The sequence below is a fragment of the Exiguobacterium sp. EF_C8 genome (assembly GCF_054956715.1).
Genome location: NZ_CM143264.1, coordinates 2,979,443 through 3,004,737, shown reverse-complemented (window position 1 = coordinate 3,004,737; position 25,295 = coordinate 2,979,443). Strand labels below are relative to the sequence as shown.

The window sequence follows — 25,295 nt, the reverse complement described above, 5'->3', positions numbered from 1 at the left end:
AAGCGATTGCATCTCGAAATGAGAATCCGTACACTATAAAAAGAAACCGTCCAGACGGTACAGTAAAATAGATAGGAAAAGGGGGAGGCTTTTGGCTAGTGCAAAAGCACAAGAGACACGTCGCCGGATTCTTGAAGCAACGACAGCGATCATATTGCAACAAGGCTTTACTCAGCTAACGCTCGATGAAGTCGCGAAACAGGCAAATGTCTCGAAAGGTGGACTATTGTATCATTTTGCTTCGAAAGAAGCGTTGCTGATGGGAGTCATCGAAGCGCAAGAAGCACGTCAATTTGAACTGTACGAACAGCATCAGTTGACGATGGGACCGATGGAAGCGTTCGTGACGTTGCAAATCCAGCAACAAGAGGAATTCCACCTCGATATGGATGCGCTTCTTTACTTATTGTCCTTGTTAAAGGATCACGCGACGTTCGTCGAGGAACGAAAGCGACAAGTTGAGCATTTCTTCCGCCAACTGACAGAACAGATGGATCCGGTTGAGGTGTTATCGATTCGTTTTACATTAGACGGTTTGAAACTGTCGGAGCATTTTCAGTTTGGTGCACCTTCTCCGACTATCCGACAACAATTGATTCAGCAATTAATAGAACGTGCACGACAATTAGACAAGCAAATTGAAGAGTGAAGGAGAACCATACGATGAAAAAGATCATCCAGTTTTCGGTGAACAATAAGTTTGCCCTCTGGCTTATGACGATCATCATCACAGTTGCCGGTATTTATGCGGGAACATCGATGAAGCTTGAGACATTGCCAGACATCACGACACCAACCGTGTCCGTGACGACAATTTATCCGGGTGCTACACCAGAACAGGTTTTAGATGAAGTCAGTCGAGAACTTGAAAGTAAGGTCGAAAATTTACCAGGTGTCGATACTGTACGTTCGACGTCCTTCCAAAATGCATCGAACTTACAAATTGACTACAACTTCAGTACAGACATGGAAGAAGCAGAGCAAAAGGTAAAAGAAGCTCTTTCAAACGTAGAACTACCAGAAGGTGTCCAAGAGCCACAAGTATCACGGATTTCCTTTGATGCATTTCCAGTCATCGGATTCGCTGTCTCAGACAAGGAACGCTCTCTGTCTGAGTTGACGAAACTCGTCGAAAACGAACTTCAACCGAAGCTTGAGGGAATCGAAGGTGCTCAAACGGTTCAAGTTGCAGGTCAAGAAATTCGTCGAATTGAGATTCAATTTGATGAGAAAAAACTCGAACGTTACGGTTTAACAGAAGAGAATGCGAAACAATTAATTCAAGCTAATGATTCACGTTTAGCGCTTGGTTTGTACGAGCTAGGAGATAAAGAACAGGCAGTTGTACTAGATGGAAAAGCAACGACGGTCAAAGAATTAAAAGATCTTCGTCTTCCATATACACCGCCAGCAGCGAATACTCCTGAAGCAGGGCAAGCAGGGCAAGCAGGGCAAGCAGGGCAAGCAGGGCAAGCAGGGCAAGCAGGGCAAGCAGGGCAAGCAGGGCAAGCAGGGCAAGCAGGGCAAGCAGGGCAAGCAGGGCAAGCAGGGCAAGCACCATCAGCAACAGGAGAGGCAGAGGCAGCATCCCAAACGACACCGTCGACAGGTGCTACGTCGGGACAAGCAACTCAAGCACCAACACAAGTACCAACTGTCACGTTGTCGCAAGTCGCGACGATTGAAGACAAAGGGATTGAAGAATCGATTTCTCGTTCGAATGGCGAAAGATCGATCGGTGTTCAAGTGACGAAATCGCAGGACGCAAATACGGTTGATGTCGTCAATGGCGTCAAGCAGACGATTAAAGACTTTGAAAAAGAAAACGGTTCGGTCAATGCATCTGTGACACTTGATCAAGGAAAACCAATCGAGGAATCCGTTTCAACGATGATTAGTAAGGCACTGATTGGTGCATTATTTGCCATCGTCATCATTTTGCTGTTCCTTCGAAACATCAAATCAACGATCATCGCAGTCATTTCGATTCCACTATCTCTTCTGATGGCGATTCTTGTGCTGAAGCAGATGGATATTTCTTTAAATATCATGACGCTTGGGGCAATGACGGTCGCAATTGGTCGAGTCGTTGATGATTCCATCGTCGTCATCGAAAATATTTACCGTCGTTTGACGGATCCGACAGAAAAGTTAAAAGGAAAAGAACTGATCATCAGTGCAACACGAGAAGTATTCATTCCAATCGCATCGTCAACGGTCGTTACGATTGCTGTATTCTTACCACTCGGATTTGTTACGGGATTCGTCGGAGAACTCTTCTTACCGTTCGCATTGACAGTCGTCTTTGCACTATTTGCGTCCTTGATCGTAGCGGTCACGGTCGTTCCGATGTTTGCGGACTCGCTCTTTAAGCGCGGTAAGGCACCAAAACCAGAAAAAGAAGAAGGTGGGAAGTTAGCGAACGGTTATCGTCGTATGCTGAATTGGTCGTTGAACCATAAATTCATCGTCTTTGGACTATCCGTCCTACTATTGATCGGAAGTTTTGCACTTGTACCAACAATTGGTGTCAACTTCTTGAATCAAGAAGGAGAAAAAACACTGTATGTCACGTACAATCCAAAACCAGGACAAACGTTGGATGATTCGTTAAAAGCAGCTGATCAAGCAGAAGATTATTTCAACAAACAAAAAAATATCGACAATCTTCAGTTTACCGTCGGTGGAGAAAATCCATTGAACCCAGGGAATACAAAACAAGGTGTCTTTATCGTCCAGTATGATCCAGACACAGAAGATTTCGCAGATGTTAAACAGACAGCAATCAAGCAGTTGAATGCCGACATTCCGACAGGAGAATGGAAAGAGCAAGACTTTAGTGGTGGAGCTGCGTCGTCAGGTGTCTCGTACTCGATCTTCGCGAATAACATTGAAGATTTAGAAAAAGTTACACCGAAATTCGTCGATGCGATCGAAGGCGAAACGAAATATGTTCGAAAAGTAACGACAGATTTAAAAGAAGCTTACACGCAGTATACGTTCGAAGTCGATCAGCAAAAAGCGGCTGAGTTCGGTGTTTCAACAGCACAACTCGCACAAGGTATCGCGAATGTCCAAGGTGAGGAAAAACCACTTTCTACTATTAAGGTGGATGGGAAGGAACTCGATGTCATCGTTCCAAACGAACAAACGACATATGATTCGATACGAGACTTGGAAGAGACAGATGTCGTGACACCACTTGGTGTTCGTAAACTGTCCGATTTTGTTGAAGTGAAAAAAGGAACGACACCTGACTCACTCAACGAACGCGATGGAAAACTCGTTGCTACTGTGACAGCAGAACTGAAAACGGATAAAGCAACAGAAGCTTCTCAAGCGATTGAAAAATCCGTCAAGAATATCGATCGTCCAACGGGTGTCTCATATGAGCAAGGCGGAGTTACTGAACAGATCCAAGAATCATTCACACAACTCGGTCTAGCAATGGCAGCAGCTGTAGCCATCGTCTATCTCGTCCTTGTCATTACGTTCGGAGGAGCATTGACGCCACTCGTCATCTTGTTCTCACTTCCATTCGCAATCATCGGTGGGCTCGTTGCACTTCTGATTACAGGCGAGACGATTTCTGTATCGTCCTTAATCGGTGCCTTGATGTTGATTGGGATCGTCGTGACAAATGCGATCGTCTTGATCGACCGTGTCATTCATAAAGAAGCAGAAGGTTTATCGACGCGTCAAGCACTACTCGATGCAGCAGGTACACGTTTACGTCCAATCTTGATGACAGCCCTTGCGACGATCGGTGCCCTTGCACCACTCGCCCTTGGACTCGAAGGTGGCGCATTAATTTCAAAAGGATTAGGCGTGACGGTCATCGGTGGACTTACAAGTTCGACATTGTTGACACTTCTTATCGTTCCAATCGTGTACGAATTCTTAGCACGTTTCCGAAAAAAGAAGTCAATTGATTCTTGAAAAAACGATTAAATCACTAAAACGGACAGATATGCAGAAATGGCGAGAATAAGCCATTCAGCATATCTGTTTTTTTGTTTTGTTACAAAAGTATTACAAGAAAGAATTCGCGTTAAATAACTGTAACATGATGAAAATCTGGAACGTGATAGGATAAAAACAGAAATTATCTGACAATTCAAGTGCATATTATACTCATACATAAGAGGAGAATGAATCGATGAAAACTGTCACTCGCGTTTTGCTAACCTTAACGTTACTAATCAGTAGCTGGACACTCGTTCCGTCATCAACACAAGCCGCAACGAGTAAGAAAGTCACGATCTCCGTGGATGTGTTAAATATCCGAGCGAAAGCGACAGCATCGAGTAAGCGAGTCGGTCAATTGAAACTTGGACAGTCTGTGGCAGTGAGCGGAAAAGTGAAAGATTGGTACCAAATTCGTCATCAAGGAAAAACAGCGTATATCGCTTCGATGTATACGAAAGCATACAATGCAAAAGCAACAAAAGGATTGAGCAAAACAGGGTCAACAATCGTATCGGTAGCGGAAGGTCTTAAAGGACGCCCTTATGTTTTTGGCGCGACGGGTCCAGTTAGCTTTGATTGCTCTGGATTTACACGTTACGTCTATCAAGCACTAGGAAAATCACTTCCGCGCACAGCAGCTGCTCAGTATTCATCGACGAAACGTACAGCTCCTGGTGCCGGGGATCTCGTCTTCTTTACACACGGTAGTGGCATTCAGCACGTTGGGATCGCTGTCGATGGGAGTACGATGATCAATGCGAACTCGTATTATGGAAGAGTTGTCAAAGAATCGTTCCGTGGCGGCTACTGGGGATCACGGTATGTAGCAGCAGGGGCACTTTAAACGAAATGAAGCGACGAATTCAAATCGATGAACTCGTCGCTTTTTTATATGGATTCAGGTATAAGGAAGAACGGTCGTTCCAGCAATGAACGTTGACGGTACTTCGATTTGCGGACGAATATTCATATCGTTTCGAACTGTTAGCTGAAAAGCATGTCGTCCGATCGTAGCATATGGAATCGCGATCGTCGTCATCGATAAGACTTCAGCGAGTTCACTTCCATCAAAGCCAATGACAGAGAGATCTCCCGGGACCTGATAGCCTTGTTTTCGTAGTTCCAAGATCAGTCCCGCGGCAACGTGATCACTGGCAGTCAAGATGGCGCTCGGTCGTTGTTTCTGTTGCATCCAGCGCCTTGCGACGTTCGCACCATCTTCGATCGTCAATGTCAGTTCGTAGACGAACGCGTCACTGACAACTTCTTGATACGCATGTTTACGCGCCAAACTATTCGTACTGTCAGGGCGCCCGAGACAAATACCAATGCTTGTATGTCCTTGTTGTCGTAGATGTGCAAGTCCCTGTTGAAAGGCCGTATAGTGATCGATATAGACAGCAGCGACGTCTTCGTGGTGTTCACAAAAGACAATCGGTCCATAGCGTTCGTACGGTAAAATCGCTGATAACGGAAGGCTGTGCGACACGACGATGAGTGCGTCGATCTCCTGTTGCGCTAGCGCATCAAGAGCGAGTTGCTCACGCGTTTCCACATAATTCGTTTGCCACGTCAAGAAACGATAACTGGCGTCAAAAGCCGCTTGTGCGATGCCTTGGAGAATGGCGGCGTGATATGGATGATCAACGAATGGGAGCATGACACCGACCGTCTTCGTCATGCCCGTCGAAAGATGGACAGCGGTTTGATTACGGATATAGCCAAGTTTTACTATCGCTTCTCGGACAGCTTGTCGCTTCTCGTTCGCCACGTATGGGTGATCATTTAGTACACGTGAGACTGTCGTGACGGACACGTTTGCTTCACGTGCCAAGTCTCGGATGTTCGTCATCGCGCATCCCTCCTTTAGGTCTGGCGAGATAATCGTTGTTCAAGTCGGCGCCAATCCTGTCGGGAGACGGGAGCCGAGAATGGAGATGTCTGTTCAGCCAATTCATTGATTTTTGAGAGCAGTCGTGTTTTTTCTTGAGGAGACAAATCAGGATATTGATCAACCAACGTGTGTTGACACAAATAATAGCCTGCTGGTGTATGCAATTGTTCAATCGCCCATTCAAAAGCAACATTCCGCTTGAATAGCTGGGTTAACCGAGTATGGATCGACATGATGATTACCTCCTTTTTAGTGTATATCAAGACGATAGGGTATGAAACGCGTTTCACGGCAAGAACTATTTTTGAGCAATGGATTGATTGAGAAAATTCAGCAAGAATTGACCGAGTAGACAAAGAAGTCTATGATTGTGACGATACAACACAAAGAGGGGCGAACGTAAAATGGAATCGACAGACTCGAAGCTGGCATTAAAAATGCTCGTTGTTCTATCTCGGACGATGCATGCGGTGACGGAGCAAGTAAAGGCAGACATCAAAACACATCAGTTGAATTTATCGGAATTCGGAGTCCTGGAATTGCTTTACCACAAAGGGGATACGCCTTTACAACAGATCGGTGATAAAATTCTGTTAACGAGCGGCAGTGTGACGTATGTCGTCGATAAACTCGAAAAGCGTGGATTGATTGCGCGAAAATCATGTGCGACGGATCGTCGTGTCACGTTTGGAACATTAACGGAAGCTGGACGCGAACTGATGGAAGAGACATTCCCGAAGCATGAAGCCTTTTTAGCAGACTTGTTCAAGGATTTGTCAGTGTCGGAAAAGGAACAGTTGATTGATCAATTGAAACGAATCGGTTTACGAGCCGAACATTATACGCCGCTCGAAAATGCATAAGGATTAGCACTCATATGATGGAAAAGGCTCAAGTCACGGACTTGAGCTTTTTTTCTACAATCAGAAGTCAAACTAATTGACAAACGAAAAGGTGGTTGGTATGTTTAGTTACAGAATTTACTTTAAATAAAAGGGAGAAATAATAATGACTAAATTACTTTATGTAACTGTTAACCCAAAAGCTACAGAACACTCTTTCAGCCTTCAAGTCGGTGAAGCATTCCTCGAAAGCTATAAAGCAGCGAATCCTTCAGCTGAAGTAGAAGTTCTTGACCTATATAACGAAACAGTCCAAGAAATCGACACAGACGTGTTAAGCGCATGGGGCAAATTCGCAACAGGCGAAGAATTAACAGAAGTGGAGATCGCAAAAGTTGGTACGATGACAAAACATCTCGAACAATACATGGAAGCAGATGAGTATGTCTTCGTCACACCAATGTGGAACTTCTCTTTCCCAGCACGTCTCAAAATGTACATCGACAGCGTACTTCTTGCAGGTAAAACATTCGCTTACACTGCAGAAGGTCCTAAAGGTTTGATGGAAGGCAAAAAAGCACTCCACATCCAAGCGACAGGTGGCGTGTACACAGGATCTGGTCTTAACTTCGGTGATGACTACCTCCGTCAAGCACTTGCTTTCACTGGTGTAACAGACTACGATGCCCTCTTCATCGAAGGTATGGCGATGAACCCAGAAAAAGCAGAAGAAATCAAAGAAGCAGCAATCGCAAAAGCGAAAGAACTCGGTCGTTCATTCTCGACTGTCAACGCATAAGATAAGCGTAAAAAAGGCTCCCGCCGTGTCGGGAGCCTTTTTGTATTTGTATTGAGTTAAGAGAGCGTTGATTTTTTGCGAAGCACAAGCGTCAGGAAGAGCAACAAATCTTTTAATTTCTCAAAGCCGCGGGGATGCGTCGAGATACGATAGAGCCACTCTAGCTTGAGGCGACGGAATAATTTTGGAGCACGCTTACTATGTCCGGACCAGACATCGAATGCACCACCGACACCGATGAAGATGCCGTGATCGACTTGATCATAAACAGAAGCGATCCATTCCTCCTGTTTTGGCGCACCGAGTGCGACGAGGATAAGATCAGCTTGTGCTTCTGCGATCGCTTGCGTTGCTTCCTCTGTCTTTCCAAAACCGTGAAACGTTCCGACGAAGCGGATGTTCGGAAAACGAATCGATAACTGATGGATCAACGATTTCATAACTTCCGGGCGTCCACCAAGCAAAAATACACGCTTCTTCAGTGCATCTGCCGTCCGCAATAGTTCACGTGCCGTCTCGATCCCTGGCAATGTCGCAGTGAGGGGCGCTCCCATTCGTTTACTGGCAGCGGTCACACCAATTCCATCTGGTGTGATAAACGTCGCCTGCCGTAAAATGGCTTCGTAAGAAGGTTCGCGCAATGCACGCAACACGAGCTCAGGATTCGCCGTGACAAGAAAGGCTTTTCCGCGGTCGTGTAAGATTGTTTTAATATGGGTATACCATTGCGAAGGTGTCGCATCGACGAATGGTAGTCCAAATAATTGTTTTGTCTGAATCATAGTTTCCCACCTCATCATCCATCATAGCAGAATCAAGACGTACGAACAGCGACTTGAGACTGAAAAAGGAGCGGATCCATGTGCATCCATCTTGGCAAACGGTGTTAAAAGAAGAAAAGGAAAAACCTTATTTTCAGGAATTGTGGGCTTTTTTGAAGGAAGCCTATCAAACGACGACCGTCTATCCTCCGAAAGAGCGGATCTTTCATGCGTTTGATGCGGTCGCACCGGAAGACGTCCGGTGCGTCATTTTAGGACAAGATCCCTACCATGGTCCACGACAAGCGAACGGACTCAGCTTTTCTGTCCATGACGGAGTTCCGATCCCGCCGTCCCTTCGAAACATGTATAAGGAACTCGTCGCGGATATCGGTTGTCCGGCTCCGACATCCGGAAATCTCGAAGCTTGGTCACGACAAGGTGTCTTTTTACTGAATACGTCGCTCACGGTTGAAGAAGGAAAAGCGGGATCGCATGCTAAAAAAGGCTGGGCATCATTCACGGATCGGGTCATTGAAGTCCTAGGAACACAGACACAACCGATCGTGTTCATCCTATGGGGAAATCATGCGAAGAGTAAAAAGGTGCTGATTGATACGAATCGTCATCTTGTTCTCGAGGCCGTTCATCCAAGTCCCTTATCAGCGAGCCGAGGATTTTTCGGTAGCAAACCTTATTCGCAAACGAATGCTTGGCTGAAAGAGCAGGGAAGAGAGCCAATTGACTGGTGTTTATCGTAAATCAAAAGCGTGTGTTCCGTTGAATGCGGAACACACGCTTTTTTGAGTTACTTAGTGACTTGAGATAGTCGGTTCTTCATCCATCATGAACTTTTCGACGACGAGGGCGACACCATCTTCATCGTTCGAAGCGGTCATATACTGGGCTTTTTCTTTAACGGTATCGGCTGCATTCGCCATCGCGACGCCAAGACCTGCCCATTCGATCATCGATAGATCGTTGTTGCCGTCTCCACAAGCAATGACTTCTTCCTGAGCGATACCAAGCTTCTCAGACAGTAAGGCAAGGCTTGTGCCTTTTGTGACACCGTCTTCCGTGAATTCAAGGAAAAATGGCTTTGAGCGAGCAACCGCGAGTTCCCCTGCAAGCTCTTGTTGAAGCGTCTGCTCGACCCGCGCGAGGTGTGTCTCTTCTGCCATCATTAAACACTTGACGACAGGTGTTTGAATCGCTGTTTTAAAATCAGCGACGGGAATGACGTCCATACCAGTCAATTGTCCTTCGAGTGTCGTATACTCGTTCGGTTGTTCTGTCAGAATCTCATGTCCGACATACGTGTGAATGTAGACATCCTCCCGTTTACTTACATCATAAAGACGATGGACCGTCTCCGGAGAGAGGGTACTGAGGAAAAGTGATTCGTTCGTTTTGCAATCGATGATCGAAGCTCCGTTGAAGCTCAGGATGTAGCTTCCGTATCGTGCGAGTTCTAGTTCTTCTGCAAGATCAAGCATCGCATATGTCGGACGACCGCTTGCAAGAACGACTTTCTTCCCACGACGTTGCGCAGCAAGTAAGGCTTCTTTCGTACGTGGTGAAATCGTATGATCACTTGTCAACAAGGTATCATCTAAATCGAGAACAATCATTTTGTACGTCATACATTCAAACCCCTTTCAATTATCTGTATATCGTAACAACTTGTGTCCCATTCGACAATATACTCTCCATTGAGAGAGTATGATAAAGTGGAAACAGAGCCCGTACGGAAAGGATTCCAACTTTATGAAATATCTCTTCATGATCATATCAAGTCTATTATTAGCAGGATGCAGTACGATGTTTCCGCATCCCGCCTCTCTACTCCAACATCCGTCCCTTCCGGCATGGGAGCAGTCGTTGAAAGAGCGGATTGACCGCGATTTGCCGAAACAGGCAGAAATCGTGGCGCCACGAAATCAAGCAGTATCCCGTCTATACGAACTCGTTGATTTAGATCGAAACGGTAAGGATGAGGCGATCACCTTCTACCGTAGTGAGCAGGATGGACGTTTCACGATTCATCTTCTCGTTCATGAACGACAAGGTGAAAAATGGCGACTTGTGACACGGCAGACAGTTGCTGATGGGCGAGCCATCGATCGACTCGAAGTCGTATCTGACGCGCAACATAAACAAAACCATTTAGTCATCGGGATTACCAGTTATGGTGAAAACACGTTATATATCATTGAACAGCTGTTGTCGAAGCAACGAGATGTCACGAAGGTGGATCGGTATGACCGCCTGTCGGTGGATGATTTGAATCAAGATCGCGAGCGAGATATGGTGCTTCTACAAAAGGGAAGTCCATCTCGTTTGATCTATTATAAGGATATCTTGTCGAAAAAGCGTCAAGAGACGACGCTAGCGACAAAAGATGGCGATTTATTCGCAGAACATGATTTATTTGAAGTCGATACGATCAATGCTGCGCGCAATAAAGGCTTGATTGTCTCTTATACACGTGATGCTAAGATGCACATCGCATTATTCCGTTTAGCGAACGATACGTTGGAACAAGTGCGCTTCGGTCAAGTCGATGAGATCGTTGAACCGATGTATACGTTTCCGAAGGATGTCGATCAAGACGGAATCGTCGAGTTCGGTCATCAATATACGCCGGGCGGTAGTGAAGGGCGTGAAGGTGAGCCGAAACCACGTATCACCGCGTACTACACATGGAATGGATCGGACAATCCGCCATTTCTTGAGAGTGGATTCGAACTACGGGAAGAGCAGTACATTGATCAGGAATACAATTTCGTTATGCGTTTCCCGGCCAATTGGGCGACACGGGAAACGATCGAAAAACGTGAAAATCGCGTTCGTTTCATCAATCGGGATACGAAGCAGGTTGATTTTGAATTAGAGATCATTCCAAAGAATCAATACATTGCTAGTGACCAAAAACGAAAAATTAAAGAGGGCATCGATTATGTCTATGTGATCGATGCGACGAAGGATTATGAAATGTTCGTCAATCGTGTCACACTCGTGGAATAAAGAATCAGGGGGAGAAAAGAATGACCAAAATACTAGTAGCCGAGGATGAACACGCGATTCGCAGTTTCATCGTCATCAATTTGAAACGGGCAGGCTATGACGTCATTGAAGCGGAAAACGGAAAAGAGGCACTCGCGCAATTTGATCAACAAACCTTTGATATTCTGTTACTGGATATCATGATGCCGGAAGTCGATGGTTTCGCTGTCTGTGAACAGGCGCGGGCGAAGGATGAAGTGGTCGGGATCATCATGCTGACGGCACGGACGCGAGAAGAAGATAAAGTCATGGGACTAAGCGTAGGGGCGGATGACTACATCGCGAAGCCGTTCAGTCCAGCAGAATTACTCGCACGTATCCAGTCGCTGTTACGACGGGTAGAGACATTACGCCGCAGAAAACAGCCGCGTGAACTTGTTTCTGGACCGTTCCGAATTGATTTAGGAGCGAAGCGTGTCCAAAAAGACGGCATTGACGTCGAAGTGACGCCGACTGAATATGATTTACTTTGTCATTTCATTAAAAATGAGGATCAAGTCATGTCGCGAGATGAACTACTCGATGCGGTATGGGGCGAGAACTATTTCGGCGATCGAAAGACAGTCGATGTCAACATTCGCCGTCTTCGTCAAAAAATCGAAGAAAATCCAGCGGAACCGAAGTTCATCGAGACACTGTGGGGACATGGATACAAGTGGCGTAACGAAGAATGAAGCGCCAGATATTAATGCGGTTCATGACGATCATCACGGTGACGGTCCTACTTGTCATCGGGATTCTCTCGTTCGTGACCTATAACTATTATTACGTGACGGCGACGGATGTCTTGAAACGTCATGCGAATGCGAGTGCGGTGTTGTTTGCAAATAGCGGTCTCGCTTATGATTACACGGATTCCGAAGCGACGATTCATGATGTACTCGATTCTTATGCCTATCCAGATGCAGAAATCGAAGTGTTGGATGCGACAGGCATTCCGCGTTATTCCTCGACAGGGTTCATTTCGCAACGTAAATTGACGCGAGAAGCAGTCAATCAAGTAAGAGCGGGTCAAACCGTCACGAAACGATATGACGATGAGGCGACGGGAGAGCATTTGCTGGAAGTGACGGAACCTGTCGTGTCATTCGGTCAGACGACGGGAGCGCTCCGTTATACGACATCGCTTGAACGAATCGACCGACGTGTGATTGAAATTTGTTTAGCGATCGTCCTCTTGGGTACAGTAGTTTGGGGACTTGCCTTCATTTATTCCTCACGTCTGGTGTCTTCGATCGTTCGACCTATTCAAGAGGTAATCGGTGCGTCGGACCAAATCGCGAAACAACATTACGACGTTAAGGTGAACGAGGAGTATTCGTTCGAACTTGGAGAACTAGCACGGACGATCAATTATATGGGGCAACAGATCAAACAACAGGAAACATTGAAAGATGAATTCATTTCGGGTATCTCCCATGAGTTACGGACACCGTTGACATCGATCAAAGGCTGGAGTGAGACGTTACTCGTCGAACAGGATCAGTTGCCGGAAGAGGCGTCGCTTGGGATGGGCATCATTCATTCAGAGACGGAGCGTTTAATTTCGCTCGTTGAACAGTTACTCGATTTCTCAAAACTCGAGACGAGTCGTCTCGTCCTATACCGTCAGGAAGTCAACTTAACGGAAATCATCGAGACCGTCGCAGCGCAACTACGTCAAAAGCTGGAAGAGAAAAATGTTCAGATTGTGCAAAAGTTACCGGCGCAAGTCATTGGTCTATACGACGAAAACCGATTGAAACAAGTCTTCTTGAACCTGCTTGATAATGCAATCCGTTTTTCACCAATTGGAGGAGCGATTACGGTTCGACTCGTTCGTTCCGAGCGTGTGTTATTCCTTTCTTTCAGTGACGAAGGACCTGGTATTCCGAAAGAACACCTACGTCATGTCACGGAAAAGTTTTATCAAGTGCAAAAAGGAAAGGGCGGAACGGGACTCGGGCTATCGATTTGTCGAGAGCTTGTTGAAGCACATGAAGGCAAGCTATTCATCGACAATCAGCCAGAAGGCGGCGTCATCGCGACGATTCTGCTCCCTGTCACGAAAGCGTAAACACTCAGACAGGCAGAGTGAAACAGAAACTGGTAAAGTAAAGTGGATTATAGTACGAAATGGATCAGATGATAGGAAACGGAGGAATCAGTCATGGCACTTGGTGTTTCAAATGGTACGCTTCAACCGCTCTCCGGAAAACCGAATGCGGTATCTACTCAAACCGATCTACAGGATATGAAAATGCGTCCGCTCCCGTTCAAAGGAACGCTTGCGGATTCGAAGTTCCACCTCTTACGTATTCTACAAAGCCTCGACCGAGTAAAAATCGTTAAGGAGGAAGGAACATACATCCATGCCATCTTTACGAGTAAAGTCTTTCGCTTCAAGGATGACGTCGAATTTTACTTCGATGAAGCCGCACAAGTGATTCATTTCCGTTCGGCATCACGCGTCGGATACTCTGACTGGGGCGTCAACCGTAAACGGATGGAAGACATCACACGTCGGTATGAGGAGGGTTTGCGATGAAGACCTATCAATTAGTTGTCATCGGTGGTGGTGCAGCCGGAATGACGATTGCTGCCGGTGCAGCAAGTCTTGGTGCACATGTTGCCCTGATTGAACGTCATGCACATCTAGGTGGAGATTGTCTCCATTATGGTTGTGTTCCTTCAAAGGCTTTGATTGAAGCCGCACACGACGTGCACGTCATGAAGCGGACGGCTGAAAAATACAACGTGACGCTGAACGGAGACGCGGTCTATTCCAAAACGAAAGCAAGCGTTGATCGTGCGCGTAACATCATTCAATCACATGATGGAACGAAACGATTTGAAGATCTTGGTGTCGATGTCTATATCGGAGAAGCGACATTCCTTAGTGCACATGAAGTCGAAGTAGCGGGACAGCTTGTCGTTGGTGAAAAGTTTGCGATCTCAACAGGATCCCAACCGATCATTCCACCGATTGATGGACTAGATACGATCGATTATTTAACGAACGAGACGATCTTTGAATTAACAGAGCGTCCTGAGCGGCTGCTCGTTATTGGTGGTGGGGCGATCGGTCTTGAGCTGTCGCAAGCTTACGCGCACCTCGGAACGGAAGTCACAGTTATCGAGGGCATGAAGACGCTGCTCGGAAAAGAAGATCGTGACATGGTCGAAGTCATTCAACGTCAGCTCGAGCAAGAATTGACGTTGCATCTCGATACGAAGGTCACGCATGTCCGCAAGTCAGCTGGAGGCATCGAAGTGACGGTCGAAGCAAATGGGGAATCACGTGTCATCGAAACGGATGCCGTTCTTGTCGCGGTCGGTCGTAAGCCACGCATCGAGGCGTTACGTCTTGACCGGGCTGGTGTTCATGTCGAAAAAGGATTCGTCCAAGTCGACGGTTCGCTCCGGACAAGTCAGCGGCATATCTTTGCCGTCGGAGATACGATTGATTCCTTACCGTTTACGCACGTCGCAGGACTAGAAGGAAAAACCGTCGTCACAAATGCTTTGTTCGGTTTACGGACGAAACCTGATTATCGAGCGGTCCCGTGGGTAACATTCACAACGCCTGAATTGTTCCATCTCGGTTTGACAGAAGAAGAAGCACGTAAGAAACACGGTGACATCAAAGTCTACCAGACGGGTCTCGATGAAGTGGATCGTTTCGTCATCAATGGTCAGACGGAAGGGCGCGTCAAGCTCATCGCCGATAAACGCGGGAAACTGATCGGGGCACATGCGATCGGAGAACAAGCCGGCGAGTGGATGCAAGAAGTCGTCTATGCAATGGCACGTAAAGATAAGGTCGGTCAACTGTCACGTGTCGTGCATCCGTATCCGATTCGTGGTGCTGCCGTTCAGCGTGCTGCTGATGTCTACTGGCGTGAGCGTTTATTCGCTGGTCCGATCCCAAAATGGTTGAAACGTTATTTCGACTGGAAACAAGGAGAATGATTCATGCAACAACCTGCTACTAAACGGAATTTTGTCCCACTCGTCATCCTGTTGACTCTTGTCATCAACCTACTCGTGGCTCTCTTATTTTTTGCGCCACCTGTACAAGTCGACTCAGGATTCGATTGGACGTTACTTCCTTTTTTGAACGCCATCTTTAATAGTTTTACCTTCATGCTGTTGCTCGGCGCATGGATTTCGATTCGTCGCGGTAACCGCGTGAATCATCGCCGCTTCATTGGTGGTGCGATGACGACGACAACGCTATTCTTGATTTCATACGTCACGTACCATGCAGTCAGTGAATCGACGAAGTTTGGTGGAGAAGGATTTGTTCGTCCGATCTATTTCTTCATCTTGATTACGCACATCATTCTAGCTGCAGTCATCGTTCCGCTCGTCTTGATGTCACTCGCGCATGCTGTGAATCAAAATTTCGAAAAGCATAAAAAATGGACACGCTTTACGATGCCGCTTTGGTTATACGTCAGCTTCACTGGCGTCATCGTCTATATCATGATTCGTCCGTATTATTGAAAAGATCCTTCGTGGGTAACCACGAAGGATCTTTTTTTACGTGCCGGACTTAACTTTCGTTTCGTCGAGTACGTTTGCTTTTAAGTCGATCAATGGTCGAATCAATACCTCGACACGTCGATTCTGACTACGACCGGCTTCTGTTTGATTGGACGCAATCGGTTGGAACTCTCCGTAACCGCTGACAGTAAACCGTTTTGGTTCGAGCTTTGGATTGCGTTGTAAGGCACGCATGAAACTGATCGCCCGGTCTGCACTGAGTTCCCAGTTTGATGGATACTGTGCCGTATTGATTGGGATATTATCCGTATGACCGGAGACTTGAATCTGACGTTGTCCTGCCTTGACGAGTAGTGCACTCATGCCTTCTGCGATTTGAAGCGAGCGTCCTCTTACTTCTGCTTGAGCTGGCGAGAAGAGGGCTCGGTCACGAATCGTGAAGACAAGTCCTTCATTTGTAATTTCCACCTTGATGTCTTTTTCGAGCTGTTCATTTTTGATATATTTGTTTGCTTCGTCTTTAATCTTCTCGAGTTCTGCGATTTCATAGCTTTGTGCCTTCGTTCGCGCGTCGAGTTTTTTCGAATCCTCTTCTTCTTGAGTGGAGAGCGAGCTGTTCGTAATCATCCCTGAACCACCATTGAAGACGGAGCTAAACGACTGGGACATCGCTTTTAGCTTGACGGCATCGACATTACTCGAAGCAAAAAGAACGATGAAGAGTGCTAGAAGTAAGGTCAATAAGTCGGCGTAGGGAATCAACCAGCCTTCGGAGATATGTTCGTCATGCGGCTTCTTTTTCCGCTTCATAGTTCGCACGCTCCTTCGGTGTCAGGTACACGAGTAGCTTATCTTCTAAGTTTTTTGGTGATTCACCGTTTTGGATCGAAAGAATGCCTTCGATCATCATCTCGTACAGTTGAATCTCGCTCGCTGATTTTTGCTTCAGTTTCGTTGCGAACGGGAACCAAAGGACATACCCAGTGAAAATCCCGAACAGCGTCGCGATGAAGGCACCTGAGATCGCATGACCTAATTTTTCAATATCCGACAGATCGGATAAAGCGGCAACAAGACCGACGACGGCACCGAGAACTCCAAGGGTCGGAGCGTAAGTTCCAGCTTGCGTGAAGATGTTTGCATTGGCATGATGCCGTTCCGTCATGTTTTCGAGGTCGCGCGTCATGACGTCCTCGACATATTCAGATGGCTGCCCATCGATGACCATCATGACACCACGCTTCATGAACGCATTGTCGACTTCTTCTAAAGCTGCTTCTAATGACAGCAGTCCTTCTTTCCGTGCTTGCGTCGAAAGTGTCAGAAACTGTCCGAGTAAGACTTGTTTCGTCATTAATTTTTGTTCGAAAAAGATGACTTTAAACAGTGCCGGTAGTACCTTTAGGCGTTCCTTCGGGAAGGAAATCATGATGGCAGCGGCTGTCCCGACGAAGATGATGACGAGGGCTGCAGGGTTAAGTAGGGCGACTGGAGGCGCACCTTTTAAGATCATTCCTCCGATCAATGTGATAAGACCTAGTATGATCCCGATTATCGACACGATATCCATGATTGATGTGTGCCACCTTTCTGTATGTAATGCGTATAAGAACGAAAAATAAAAGAGCAGAAGACACTTCTTCTGCTCGGAAATCCAAAAACCGAGAATCAAGCGCCGTTTTCATCGATTAGCATTTGAATGCTTTCGTTTCGTTCGTCACGCTCTATATCGGTCAGTACGTCGTATTTTTTTAACACTTGATACAATTCATTTAGAATCGGTTGCTCCAAATGTAGTGACAAGAGTTCCTCAAATTGATAATACAATTGCGCAGGCATCCATTGTGATTGCCGTTCCAGCCTTCGCCAGACATCCTCAATCGAATGATCAGCCGTCTTAGGGTCCACTGTTTCCCTCAACCTCCTTTAATGATTACACGTCCACTTTTATCTAGTTTACCAAAAAAATAAGAAAACGTTTAGTCGATTGCATATTTCGATAGAACTTCTTAATTCGAGGGAGTATGATAAAGACAATTCTGTCTGAAAAAAATCTAGGGGGAGTAAGATGTTCTCGCATAAAAGACGTTCACCACTGGCACGTTTTGGTCGTGTGGGTGAATTGATGTACCATCAGTTGTTCGATAAACCGGCACGCTTCATCGCGACGGGTTTCACATTGACGATTTTGCTAGGTGGTTTTTTGTTATGGTTGCCTATTTCGCAACAGGAGGGGCAAGATATCTCCTTCATCGATTGTTTGTTCGTCGCGACTTCTGCCGGAACCGTTACCGGTCTATCGACGATTAATATCGCGGAAGCCTTTAATCTGTTCGGGCAACTTATCATGATGCTCTTGATTCAGGTCGGAGGGCTCGGCTTCATGACGATTGCGCTCGTCTTGCTGAGCGTGACAGGGCGAAAGATCGGAATTCGTCAGCGCATCATCATCCAAGAAATGTTCAACCTCGATAGCCCAGGGGGAACGATTCGTCTTGTTCGAAATATCATCGTCACGACAGTCCTTGTCGAAATCGTTGGTATGTTCTTGATTGCGCTGGATTTGTTCATTCAATACAAATATAGCTTTGGGAAAGCACTTTACTACGGTTTGTTCCATGCCGTATCTGCCTTTAACAATGCAGGGTTCGCACTTTGGGGCGATAACTTGATTGGTTTCCAACAAGATACGACGTTCATCCTGACGATCGCGGCGCTCTTGATGATTGGTGGATTAGGCTTTACGGTCATTGCTGACATCGCGGGAAAACGAAGCTTCAAAAAAATCTCCCTACACTCGAAATTGATGGTGCTGTCGTTATTCGTCATTAACGGACTGGGTGTCTTAGCGATGATGCTCTATGAATGGGTGTCTCACTTAGGTTCATTACGCGACGAGTCGTTCTTTCATGCACTTCATATCGTATTCTTCCAAGTCGTCACGACACGGACGGCTGGTTTCCAGACAATCGACTTAACGACGATGGTGCCGCTCTCGATCGGCTTGATGATGGTCTTAATGTATATTGGAGCAGGTTCCGCGTCGACAGGCTCCGGGATCAAGGTTACGACGGCGGCGGTCATCTTAAAGAATGTCTGGACGTATCTACGCGGACAGCGTGAGACCGTTCTGATGCGACGGACGGTGCAAGCACAGGCAATCCAAAAAGCGTATGCGATTGCTGTCTTCAGTTTATTGTTCATCGCTTTGATTACGACGCTCCTTGCGTTGAGTCAACCGAATCTATCGTTCATCGGTCTATTCTTTGAGACCGTCTCTGCATTCGGGACGGTCGGTCTATCATTGAATGTGACACCAGAGTTAAATAGCTTTGGGAAGTTCTTGATCATGTTCATGATGCTGCTCGGGCGTGTGGGATCCTTGACGATCTTGTTCACGTTTGCGGCACAACGAGACCGGACGATTCGTTATCCAAAAGAAAATATGTTGATCGGGTAACCGATTTAAAAAGTCCAATCGACTTCCCTTGTGGAAGAACGATTGGACTTTTTTTAGTGTGTTGCGTGTGTTTGGTAATACTGGACGAGTCGAGGCATCGTTTCTGCAAGATCTGGACAAATAATACCAGTGTCCCGTAAGTCACGTAAGGCATGTGTCGTATCGTATTGAACGGGATGAATGAAGTAGTCAAGTGTCTGCCGTTGCATCTGGAGTCGTTTTGCGACGGTGGGTGTCAACGCTGTACTGATGAGCCGAAATGGTACGATACCACGCGGGTAACGTCCATAATAGGCGACATGTAACATCTCGAAAATCGCGCGTGCGCCATGTGGAAATGGATCCGTCAGATGATATGTCTTATTTTTTCCGACGGGTGCATGACTGAGATAAGCAGTCGCTTCAATGACATAATCATATGGCACGAGATTGACGAGCGCGTTTGCTCGACCAGGATACGGAAGAGGAGCAAAGGATTGCAGGAGACGCATCGCGTTCAAAACGAAATAAACACCATCCCATTTCGGTGTTTCACCTGTTTCAGAATGTCCAACGACGATGCCGGGGCGGATGATTGTATAGGGAATCGTTCCGAGTTCTTTGCGTAAGCGCACTTCAGCAAGGTATTTTGTTTCTTCGTAAGCATTTTTAAAGCGACTTGCCTGTAATTCCTCTTCGAGAATCGTTCCGGAGCGCAGACCGGAGACATACGCTGTACTGAAGTAGATGTAGCGTTCTAAAGCACGGCACGTGTGGGCAAACTGTGTCACGTTCGCGGTACCGATGACATTGATCCGAAAGGCTGGTTCATATGCCGTAGCTAAATCGTACAGTGCGGCGAGATGAAAGATATGTGTGACCTCTTGTTGCAGGATCATCCGTGTATCAGACGACAAAGCAAGTTGTTCGAGCGTGATATCGCCTTCGTGCAACGCGAGTTGCTCAGGTCGTAAGGATGTGCGTTCTAAAAGATCATCGCGTCGCTTAACAGCTGCGTTTCGTTCTGACGATAAATGAAGCACATGAAAACAAGCGATTTGATCTGGAATACGTGCGAGTTGTTCAATTAGTTTGGTCGCTAAAAAGCCGGGAAAACCCGTCATGAAATAGGTCCGCATCAATTCCATTCCTTTCTTGGATCGCGTTCGAGAACGACGGTGAACGTCGAACCATCATTGATTTCTGATTCAACTGAAATCGCTCCTCCGTGTGATTCGATGATTTCCTTACAGATGGCAAGACCGAGTCCGGTTCCGCCGATTTTCCGGATGTCTGAGTTATCGACCCGGTAAAATTTCGTAAAGAGTTTGTCGAATGCATTTTGTGGAATACCGAGTCCGTAATCGGTCACGGAGAACGTCGCTTTCTCTTCGTTTGCCGAGAGACGGACTTGGATGTGATCCGCCTGTGGAGAGTATTTAATAGCATTCGAAAGCAAGTTCAACATGACTTGCTTGATTTTGTGCTCATCCGCAAAAACGAGTACAGGATCTTCCGGCAGTTCCAATTCAATCCGGTGTTCGACGGTTTCCCGATATGCATCGACGGTCGATGTGAGGAGATCGCGTAATGAGAACGAGGTAAAGATATACTCCTGTTTTCCACCCTCTAGACGCTGAATATCTAAAAACTCATTTAATAGTGTCGTCAGCCGTTTGGTCTCTTCGTGAACGATTTCGACATAACGTTTGATTTTATCAGCTGGTTGCTCTCGGTAGCGAAGCAATTCCATATACCCAAGGATCGATGAGAGTGGCGTCCGTAACTCATGCGATACGGTACTGACAAGTTCATCCTTGACTTGATCCATCTTTGCTTCCTCAGTTCGGTCACGGAAAACGAATAAGAAACCATGACGAGAAATACGACTCTTTTCCTTCTTGATCGCCGTCGCATAAAATTCAAAATAAAGTGGACTTGATTCGTTCGGTCGCTGTAACGTAAAACGAAACGATAGTTCAGAATGTTTTCCGGCGAGTAGCTCTTCGACTTGTCGTAACATATCGAATCGGGTATTCAAATCAAGATTCGGGATCAAGCTGATCCGTTCTTGGATCTTACTTGGCGCAATCCCTGGTACATCAAGTAACTTGCGTGCTTTGACGTTCATGAAGATGAAACTTCCATCCTCTTCCGTCAGCAGGAATCCTTCATTAGAGGCTTGAAGAATCGATTGTGTGATGTCACGTTGACGCATGATGGCATTTTTTTCACGTTCAAGCATTTTCTCGATTTTTTTTCGTTCCGTGATATCACGAACGACGGCGACGCGCATGCGAATATTGTTGTAGATGATTTCACGTGGGAAAACTTCGATTTCGACAGAAGTTCCGTCAGCACGTTGACCAAGAACTTCATAGGGCTCTTCTCGATGCTCTTCGATTCGTTGTAAGACACGCGCATGATGATCCGGATGAATCAACTCAAGTGTCGTTTTTCCTTTCATCTTTTCAAGCTTCGTCCGGAAGATGACCTCTGCTGCACGGTTGGCATCGATGATGATGCCATGATCATGAAAAATGACGGCTTCGACGACGGACTCCGAGAAGAGTCGGAAGCGGCGTTCACTTTTCGTCAGGTGCCATTCGATTTGTTTTTGTGTCGTGATGTCCTGAATGAGTAAAAAGTACGTATCATTCGGCAGACGTGTCATATAAAGCCGTCCATGGAACGTCGAACCATCCAGACGATGATAGGTCCATTCATTTTCCGCTTCCCGACCATGGAGTAAGAAGAGTTGTTCATCTGATAAATCTTTTAAGTTCAGTTGTTCAAGATGTTGACGGCGGGTAGCGACTTCCTTTGCGTCATGGAGAATCGTCGGTTTTAGACCGATGATGTCTTCAGCAAGATCGAATCGGAATAAGGTACTGGCTACCTCGTTGTATGCTCGAATCTGAAACTCCGGATCTGTGATGAATAAGGCAGCATCAAGCGTTGAATCGAATAAGTCTTCTATTTTAAGAGAAGCGACATGGACAAGAAAATAGTCCGTCTCTTCAATCGCTGTGACTGTTAACTGATGTGTCGTCAAAATGATGGTTTCCTGTTGGATCGGAAACAAATCATCCGTAATCGAAAAAAGTTCCTGGATCGTTTCTTTATCCGGAGCGGTCATGAACTGGTGTTGAAACGCGTCATTATGAAAGTGAATCTTTCCATCTGCATCGACAAGAAGTACGGGTTCTTTCATAGCACGTAACGTCGAATGGATGATCCGTAGCGATGAAGGAGATGAATGTTCTGCCATGAGCTACCTCCTGACTGGTCTTCGACCGTGGATTTTAAGACAGTCTTTCCTCGTTAGTTTACTTCTGCAAGACAAGCCGCGTTTCCTGTCGAAGGAAGCAACCAACGAAGAATTTTAGTATAGTGAAAAAAAGGTCACGACGAAGTAGAGGGGAAAAGTAGGATGAAACAATTAAAAAGAAAACGATTGTTACTAGCAGCTTTGTTTGCCATGATAGGAATTTTCGGAACTTATTTTTTTTCGAGTTCTTGGGAACCTTTAATCTTAATCATCAGTATAGTAGGGTGTATCCTTTTTCTTCTTTTGTCCGTTTTAACGCCGTCGCTTGAAAAAAGACTCGATCGAATGGAAGGACGAGAATTTGAAGAATGGCTTGCCGATTTATTTGAAACAGCAGGATATCGGGTCGAGTTGACACCTGCCTCACGCGACTTCGGAGCAGATTTGTTGATAGAGGATGAACGAGGGTATAAGATTGCCATCCAGGCGAAGCGATACAGTGCGGCTGTAGGGCTCGAAGCGGTTCAACAGGTCGCTGCCTCGGTTCCATTCTACGAAATGGACGAGGGATGGGTCGTTACGAATTCGACCTTTACAGAAGCCGCGTATCAACTGGCAGAACCGAATCAAGTTCGCCTCATCGATCGGGAAGAATTGCTCGCATTTGCAAAGGAGATGAACCTGCATTGAACTTGTCGAATGATTGTCGACAAAAGGGGGTTGTCAATTTGAAGAAACGGTGCAATAATCATTTTCGTTAACGAAATATCATACAGATAAAGAAAGTTAAACTATACAGGATGTCTAAATAAACTGGGGACGAAAAACCAGCACGTTTTAGCAGTGAGAGGAGAATTTCTGTTGCGCAAAGTTGTCTATGTGCAGGGTTGCGTTTTTTCGCAAGGTCATGCCGCGATTTATGATGAAGCGCACCAAATGATCGGTGCGGTTCAACACGACGAAAACGGTCGTGTTCAAGTAATGAATGGTGAAGGTAGAGGGGTAGCGTTTGGTAAGTTCATTCCGACATGTAAGAAATGGGTCGTGATGAACCATGATGGACAAGAGGTAGGTCAAATGCGCGAGAAGTTTTCGCTCTTCTCGAAGAAATGTGAGTACAACGTATATGAGCGTGGTACGTTCACGATTTCCTTCGACCTGACAAAAGGAAAATTCTCCGTACGGAGTGCAGCCGGAGAAGTCGTTGCGGAATTATTGCAGGACGGTGATGAATACCGTCTTGTCAAGGATGCTGACAAGCTCTCGATGTACGAACTACTCTCTGTCCTGAAAAGTCTGACGAACAACGTTCACTATAAATCACTGACAGCTGTTTAAATAAAAAAAGATGCCTTCCATGACATGGATGGCATCTTTTTTTCATCATGTCGTTTGCAGGACATGATGGAGGCGTTGTTTGGCTTCGTGTGTCAAATGCGACACACGACGGGCGTAGAGGCAGAGTTGTAAGACATGAACAGTTTCAGGGCGGTAGGCGTTAATCCGCTCGAGCGAGCGTTTGAGACGCTTCTCCGTTAATTCGATCGGTCCACTTGTCTCCGCGTGCTGCGTATAGACGAGATAAAAATTAAGAGGGCTGATTAAATCATCCTCATCGATATTTGGGTTCTGGAAGACGATCGTCAGCAGTTCCCGTGTTTCTTCTAACGAAAAGAGGTGTTTTAAATCATCCAACAGGTAGATGATGGCGGCTTGATTGATCGAGTATTTTTTCCCACGATGCGGTACGCCGATGATGTCCCGAACTTCACGTTTCGTCCAGTTCTGGATCGTCGTCGCTGACATGTGTTCTCCGATTAGAGCATTTGCCAAATGAACGATTTCATTGATCGATAAACCATTTTTTAATGGATCGAATTGTTTCAGGCGATTGATTACCTTTGGCAATTCCGTTCCTTCTATTGCGACGAGGGGTTCGATTCCTTTCCCCTCGTTCAGGCGTTGCAGACAACTTGATAATGTTTGGACTGCTTGAGCATCATACATTTCCAAAACTTCCTCTCTAGGACGTCATTTGACCTTATGTTATCAAATGAAGGTTCAATAGGGCAAATGGCAACTAAAACAACGTACAATAATAGGAAAGGGGGAATCACGATGGAATGGTTTGCTGCCATTGGCACGATTGGAATCGTCGGCTTCATTCTCGTCATTCTTGAATTCGTTGGACGCCGTTTCGGTTTTTCTCCCGAGACGGTTCGGAAATGGATTCATGTCGCTGTCGGTCACTGGGTATTTCTTGCGCTGCTATGGCTTGATCACTGGTACATCGCGATCGTACCATTACTTTTCTTTGCTCTCGTCAATCTGTTGACATTACGAAAAGGAATTGGACAGATGCATGGCGTCGACCGTCCTTCTTATGGAACGGTCTATTATCCGCTCGCATTGGCAGGACTCGTCCTATTCTTCTTCGAACGACAACCGATGGCACTCGTTGCGGGAAGCATGGTGCTCGCTTGGGGAGATGGTCTCGCGGCACTCGTCGGAAAACGCTTCGGGAAGACGTTTTACGTCCGCGGTGAGACGAAACGTTCCTTTGAAGGAAGTATCGCTTTGTTTTTAGCGTCATTCCTTGTTTTGACTGTAACGTTCTTATTTTATGGACAACCGATTTGGCTCGCTGTCAGTTACGGCTTCTTGCTTGCAAACATCGCAGCCTTAATCGAAGCAATCTCATATCGCGATCTCGACAACTTAATCTTGCCATGGACGATCGCGGCACTCGTTGCGTTTGCTTTTTGA

Annotated in this window: 26 protein-coding genes; 16 read left to right on the top strand and 10 right to left on the bottom strand. The window is 46.2% G+C overall.

What is annotated here, in order from left to right; translation table 11 throughout:
- Positions 1-91 precede the first annotated feature (91 nt).
- The 3 genes from ACY2IG_RS15865 (at position 92) to ACY2IG_RS15855 (ending at position 4,813) form a co-directional block, all read left to right on the top strand.
- Positions 92-649 (top strand): TetR/AcrR family transcriptional regulator, encoded by a 558-nt coding sequence (locus tag ACY2IG_RS15865; RefSeq protein ID WP_290788302.1) that lies wholly within the window; start codon positions 92-94, stop codon positions 647-649.
- Positions 650-663: 14 nt separating this feature from the next.
- Positions 664-3,939 (top strand): efflux RND transporter permease subunit, encoded by a 3,276-nt coding sequence (locus ACY2IG_RS15860; protein ID WP_462618190.1) that lies wholly within the window; start codon positions 664-666, stop codon positions 3,937-3,939.
- Between the two features lie 220 nt (positions 3,940-4,159).
- The gene (locus ACY2IG_RS15855) at positions 4,160-4,813 is read left to right on the top strand and encodes a C40 family peptidase (RefSeq protein ID WP_035412031.1); all 654 of its coding nucleotides are present in this window, start codon (positions 4,160-4,162) and stop codon (positions 4,811-4,813) included.
- A 54-nt stretch (positions 4,814-4,867) separates the two neighbouring features.
- Here the strand turns inward: ACY2IG_RS15855 and ACY2IG_RS15850 are convergent, their stop codons facing one another.
- Together ACY2IG_RS15850 and ACY2IG_RS15845 are read right to left on the bottom strand one after the other, a co-directional pair.
- Positions 4,868-5,821, bottom strand: coding sequence for a LacI family DNA-binding transcriptional regulator (locus tag ACY2IG_RS15850; RefSeq protein WP_462618189.1), 954 nt, complete (start codon positions 5,819-5,821; stop codon positions 4,868-4,870).
- Positions 5,822-5,835: 14 nt separating this feature from the next.
- A complete protein-coding gene (locus ACY2IG_RS15845) occupies positions 5,836-6,096 on the bottom strand; it encodes a hypothetical protein (RefSeq protein WP_035412036.1) in 261 nt (86 codons plus the stop codon).
- 171 nt (positions 6,097-6,267) lie between these two features.
- Here ACY2IG_RS15845 and ACY2IG_RS15840 point away from each other — a divergent pair, with 171 nt between their 5' ends.
- A complete protein-coding gene (locus ACY2IG_RS15840) occupies positions 6,268-6,726 on the top strand; it encodes a MarR family winged helix-turn-helix transcriptional regulator (RefSeq protein ID WP_035412039.1) in 459 nt (152 codons plus the stop codon).
- A 145-nt stretch (positions 6,727-6,871) separates the two neighbouring features.
- A complete protein-coding gene (locus ACY2IG_RS15835) occupies positions 6,872-7,504 on the top strand; it encodes an NAD(P)H-dependent oxidoreductase (RefSeq protein WP_023469709.1) in 633 nt (210 codons plus the stop codon).
- Between the two features lie 56 nt (positions 7,505-7,560).
- On the opposite strand, the gene ACY2IG_RS15830 is transcribed toward ACY2IG_RS15835, so the two are convergent.
- Positions 7,561-8,286 carry a WecB/TagA/CpsF family glycosyltransferase gene (locus ACY2IG_RS15830; protein WP_035412042.1) on the bottom strand — a complete coding sequence of 242 codons (726 nt, stop codon included), beginning with the start codon at positions 8,284-8,286 and terminating at the stop codon, positions 7,561-7,563.
- An 80-nt stretch (positions 8,287-8,366) separates the two neighbouring features.
- Here ACY2IG_RS15830 and ung point away from each other — a divergent pair, with 80 nt between their 5' ends.
- Complete coding sequence (gene ung, locus ACY2IG_RS15825) at positions 8,367-9,026, top strand: uracil-DNA glycosylase (RefSeq protein ID WP_197026245.1); 660 nt, start codon at positions 8,367-8,369, stop codon at positions 9,024-9,026.
- Between the two features lie 51 nt (positions 9,027-9,077).
- Here the strand turns inward: ung and ACY2IG_RS15820 are convergent, their stop codons facing one another.
- Positions 9,078-9,908, bottom strand: a complete 831-nt coding sequence (locus tag ACY2IG_RS15820) for a Cof-type HAD-IIB family hydrolase (protein WP_290755363.1) — start codon at positions 9,906-9,908, stop codon at positions 9,078-9,080.
- Positions 9,909-10,047: 139 nt separating this feature from the next.
- On the opposite strand from ACY2IG_RS15820, the gene ACY2IG_RS15815 reads away from it, so the two are divergent.
- The 6 genes from ACY2IG_RS15815 to ACY2IG_RS15790 all read left to right on the top strand — a co-directional run bounded on the left by ACY2IG_RS15815 (position 10,048) and on the right by ACY2IG_RS15790 (position 15,819).
- A complete protein-coding gene (locus ACY2IG_RS15815) occupies positions 10,048-11,292 on the top strand; it encodes a hypothetical protein (protein ID WP_308102287.1) in 1,245 nt (414 codons plus the stop codon).
- 20 nt (positions 11,293-11,312) lie between these two features.
- The gene (locus ACY2IG_RS15810) at positions 11,313-12,005 is read left to right on the top strand and encodes a response regulator transcription factor (protein WP_035412051.1); all 693 of its coding nucleotides are present in this window, start codon (positions 11,313-11,315) and stop codon (positions 12,003-12,005) included.
- Between the two features lie 23 nt (positions 12,006-12,028).
- Positions 12,029-13,387, top strand: coding sequence for a sensor histidine kinase (locus ACY2IG_RS15805; RefSeq protein WP_368916083.1), 1,359 nt, complete (start codon positions 12,029-12,031; stop codon positions 13,385-13,387).
- A 93-nt stretch (positions 13,388-13,480) separates the two neighbouring features.
- Positions 13,481-13,858 carry a DUF1499 domain-containing protein gene (locus tag ACY2IG_RS15800; protein WP_056064860.1) on the top strand — a complete coding sequence of 126 codons (378 nt, stop codon included), beginning with the start codon at positions 13,481-13,483 and terminating at the stop codon, positions 13,856-13,858.
- Positions 13,855-15,282, top strand: coding sequence for a dihydrolipoyl dehydrogenase family protein (locus ACY2IG_RS15795; protein ID WP_035412058.1), 1,428 nt, complete (start codon positions 13,855-13,857; stop codon positions 15,280-15,282). The genes ACY2IG_RS15800 and ACY2IG_RS15795 overlap by 4 nt, the downstream gene beginning before the upstream one ends.
- A 3-nt stretch (positions 15,283-15,285) precedes the next feature.
- On the top strand, positions 15,286-15,819 hold the full coding sequence (locus ACY2IG_RS15790; RefSeq protein WP_056064864.1) for a DUF420 domain-containing protein: 534 nt from the start codon (positions 15,286-15,288) through the stop codon (positions 15,817-15,819).
- A gap of 36 nt (positions 15,820-15,855) precedes the next feature.
- On the opposite strand, the gene ACY2IG_RS15785 is transcribed toward ACY2IG_RS15790, so the two are convergent.
- From ACY2IG_RS15785 to ACY2IG_RS15775, 3 genes are all read right to left on the bottom strand, one after another.
- Entirely contained in the window at positions 15,856-16,629 is a 774-nt protein-coding gene (locus tag ACY2IG_RS15785) for a flagellar motor protein MotB (protein WP_035412064.1), read from the bottom strand.
- On the bottom strand, positions 16,604-17,389 hold the full coding sequence (motA, locus tag ACY2IG_RS15780) for a flagellar motor stator protein MotA (RefSeq protein WP_035412066.1): 786 nt from the start codon (positions 17,387-17,389) through the stop codon (positions 16,604-16,606). Before motA ends, ACY2IG_RS15785 begins: the two co-directional genes overlap by 26 nt.
- A 98-nt stretch (positions 17,390-17,487) precedes the next feature.
- On the bottom strand, positions 17,488-17,727 hold the full coding sequence (locus tag ACY2IG_RS15775; RefSeq protein WP_023469697.1) for a hypothetical protein: 240 nt from the start codon (positions 17,725-17,727) through the stop codon (positions 17,488-17,490).
- 160 nt (positions 17,728-17,887) lie between these two features.
- On the opposite strand from ACY2IG_RS15775, the gene ACY2IG_RS15770 reads away from it, so the two are divergent.
- Entirely contained in the window at positions 17,888-19,279 is a 1,392-nt protein-coding gene (locus ACY2IG_RS15770; RefSeq protein WP_035412070.1) for a TrkH family potassium uptake protein, read from the top strand.
- 53 nt (positions 19,280-19,332) lie between these two features.
- Here the strand turns inward: ACY2IG_RS15770 and ACY2IG_RS15765 are convergent, their stop codons facing one another.
- Both ACY2IG_RS15765 and ACY2IG_RS15760 read right to left on the bottom strand, forming a co-directional pair.
- Positions 19,333-20,397 (bottom strand): SDR family oxidoreductase, encoded by a 1,065-nt coding sequence (locus ACY2IG_RS15765; RefSeq protein WP_462618188.1) that lies wholly within the window; start codon positions 20,395-20,397, stop codon positions 19,333-19,335.
- Positions 20,397-22,529, bottom strand: coding sequence for a PAS domain-containing sensor histidine kinase (locus tag ACY2IG_RS15760; protein WP_462618187.1), 2,133 nt, complete (start codon positions 22,527-22,529; stop codon positions 20,397-20,399). The genes ACY2IG_RS15765 and ACY2IG_RS15760 overlap by 1 nt, the downstream gene beginning before the upstream one ends.
- A gap of 345 nt (positions 22,530-22,874) precedes the next feature.
- Here ACY2IG_RS15760 and ACY2IG_RS15755 point away from each other — a divergent pair, with 345 nt between their 5' ends.
- Positions 22,875-23,219, top strand: coding sequence for a restriction endonuclease (locus ACY2IG_RS15755; protein ID WP_231496919.1), 345 nt, complete (start codon positions 22,875-22,877; stop codon positions 23,217-23,219).
- Positions 23,220-23,390: 171 nt separating this feature from the next.
- Positions 23,391-23,867 carry a hypothetical protein gene (locus tag ACY2IG_RS15750; protein WP_023469691.1) on the top strand — a complete coding sequence of 159 codons (477 nt, stop codon included), beginning with the start codon at positions 23,391-23,393 and terminating at the stop codon, positions 23,865-23,867.
- A gap of 45 nt (positions 23,868-23,912) precedes the next feature.
- Here the strand turns inward: ACY2IG_RS15750 and ACY2IG_RS15745 are convergent, their stop codons facing one another.
- A complete protein-coding gene (locus ACY2IG_RS15745; protein WP_035412080.1) occupies positions 23,913-24,536 on the bottom strand; it encodes a DUF1836 domain-containing protein in 624 nt (207 codons plus the stop codon).
- 111 nt (positions 24,537-24,647) lie between these two features.
- On the opposite strand from ACY2IG_RS15745, the gene ACY2IG_RS15740 reads away from it, so the two are divergent.
- Positions 24,648-25,295: a diacylglycerol/polyprenol kinase family protein gene (locus ACY2IG_RS15740; RefSeq protein WP_035412085.1), complete on the top strand. Its 648-nt coding sequence runs from the start codon at positions 24,648-24,650 to the stop codon at positions 25,293-25,295.

What these genes read in the sequence shown, in the direction of transcription:
- ACY2IG_RS15820 (WP_290755363.1), bottom strand. Translation starts at nt 9,908, where the DNA reads ATGACGTACAAAATGATTGTTCTCGATTTAGATGATACCTTGTTGACA.
- ACY2IG_RS15835 (WP_023469709.1), top strand. Translation starts at nt 6,872, where the DNA reads ATGACTAAATTACTTTATGTAACTGTTAACCCAAAAGCTACAGAACAC.
- ACY2IG_RS15845 (WP_035412036.1), bottom strand. Translation starts at nt 6,096, where the DNA reads ATGTCGATCCATACTCGGTTAACCCAGCTATTCAAGCGGAATGTTGCT.
- ACY2IG_RS15795 (WP_035412058.1), top strand. Translation starts at nt 13,855, where the DNA reads ATGAAGACCTATCAATTAGTTGTCATCGGTGGTGGTGCAGCCGGAATG.
- ACY2IG_RS15855 (WP_035412031.1), top strand. Translation starts at nt 4,160, where the DNA reads ATGAAAACTGTCACTCGCGTTTTGCTAACCTTAACGTTACTAATCAGT.
- ACY2IG_RS15860 (WP_462618190.1), top strand. Translation starts at nt 664, where the DNA reads ATGAAAAAGATCATCCAGTTTTCGGTGAACAATAAGTTTGCCCTCTGG.
- ACY2IG_RS15850 (WP_462618189.1), bottom strand. Translation starts at nt 5,821, where the DNA reads ATGACGAACATCCGAGACTTGGCACGTGAAGCAAACGTGTCCGTCACG.
- motA (WP_035412066.1), bottom strand. Translation starts at nt 17,389, where the DNA reads ATGGATATCGTGTCGATAATCGGGATCATACTAGGTCTTATCACATTG.
- ACY2IG_RS15745 (WP_035412080.1), bottom strand. Translation starts at nt 24,536, where the DNA reads ATGTATGATGCTCAAGCAGTCCAAACATTATCAAGTTGTCTGCAACGC.
- ACY2IG_RS15830 (WP_035412042.1), bottom strand. Translation starts at nt 8,286, where the DNA reads ATGATTCAGACAAAACAATTATTTGGACTACCATTCGTCGATGCGACA.
- ACY2IG_RS15790 (WP_056064864.1), top strand. Translation starts at nt 15,286, where the DNA reads ATGCAACAACCTGCTACTAAACGGAATTTTGTCCCACTCGTCATCCTG.
- ACY2IG_RS15810 (WP_035412051.1), top strand. Translation starts at nt 11,313, where the DNA reads ATGACCAAAATACTAGTAGCCGAGGATGAACACGCGATTCGCAGTTTC.
- ACY2IG_RS15785 (WP_035412064.1), bottom strand. Translation starts at nt 16,629, where the DNA reads ATGAAGCGGAAAAAGAAGCCGCATGACGAACATATCTCCGAAGGCTGG.
- ACY2IG_RS15840 (WP_035412039.1), top strand. Translation starts at nt 6,268, where the DNA reads ATGGAATCGACAGACTCGAAGCTGGCATTAAAAATGCTCGTTGTTCTA.
- ACY2IG_RS15740 (WP_035412085.1), top strand. Translation starts at nt 24,648, where the DNA reads ATGGAATGGTTTGCTGCCATTGGCACGATTGGAATCGTCGGCTTCATT.
- ACY2IG_RS15755 (WP_231496919.1), top strand. Translation starts at nt 22,875, where the DNA reads ATGGAAGGACGAGAATTTGAAGAATGGCTTGCCGATTTATTTGAAACA.
- ACY2IG_RS15800 (WP_056064860.1), top strand. Translation starts at nt 13,481, where the DNA reads ATGGCACTTGGTGTTTCAAATGGTACGCTTCAACCGCTCTCCGGAAAA.
- ACY2IG_RS15765 (WP_462618188.1), bottom strand. Translation starts at nt 20,397, where the DNA reads ATGCGGACCTATTTCATGACGGGTTTTCCCGGCTTTTTAGCGACCAAA.
- ACY2IG_RS15770 (WP_035412070.1), top strand. Translation starts at nt 17,888, where the DNA reads ATGTTCTCGCATAAAAGACGTTCACCACTGGCACGTTTTGGTCGTGTG.
- ACY2IG_RS15805 (WP_368916083.1), top strand. Translation starts at nt 12,029, where the DNA reads ATGACGATCATCACGGTGACGGTCCTACTTGTCATCGGGATTCTCTCG.
- ACY2IG_RS15815 (WP_308102287.1), top strand. Translation starts at nt 10,048, where the DNA reads ATGATCATATCAAGTCTATTATTAGCAGGATGCAGTACGATGTTTCCG.
- ACY2IG_RS15760 (WP_462618187.1), bottom strand. Translation starts at nt 22,529, where the DNA reads ATGGCAGAACATTCATCTCCTTCATCGCTACGGATCATCCATTCGACG.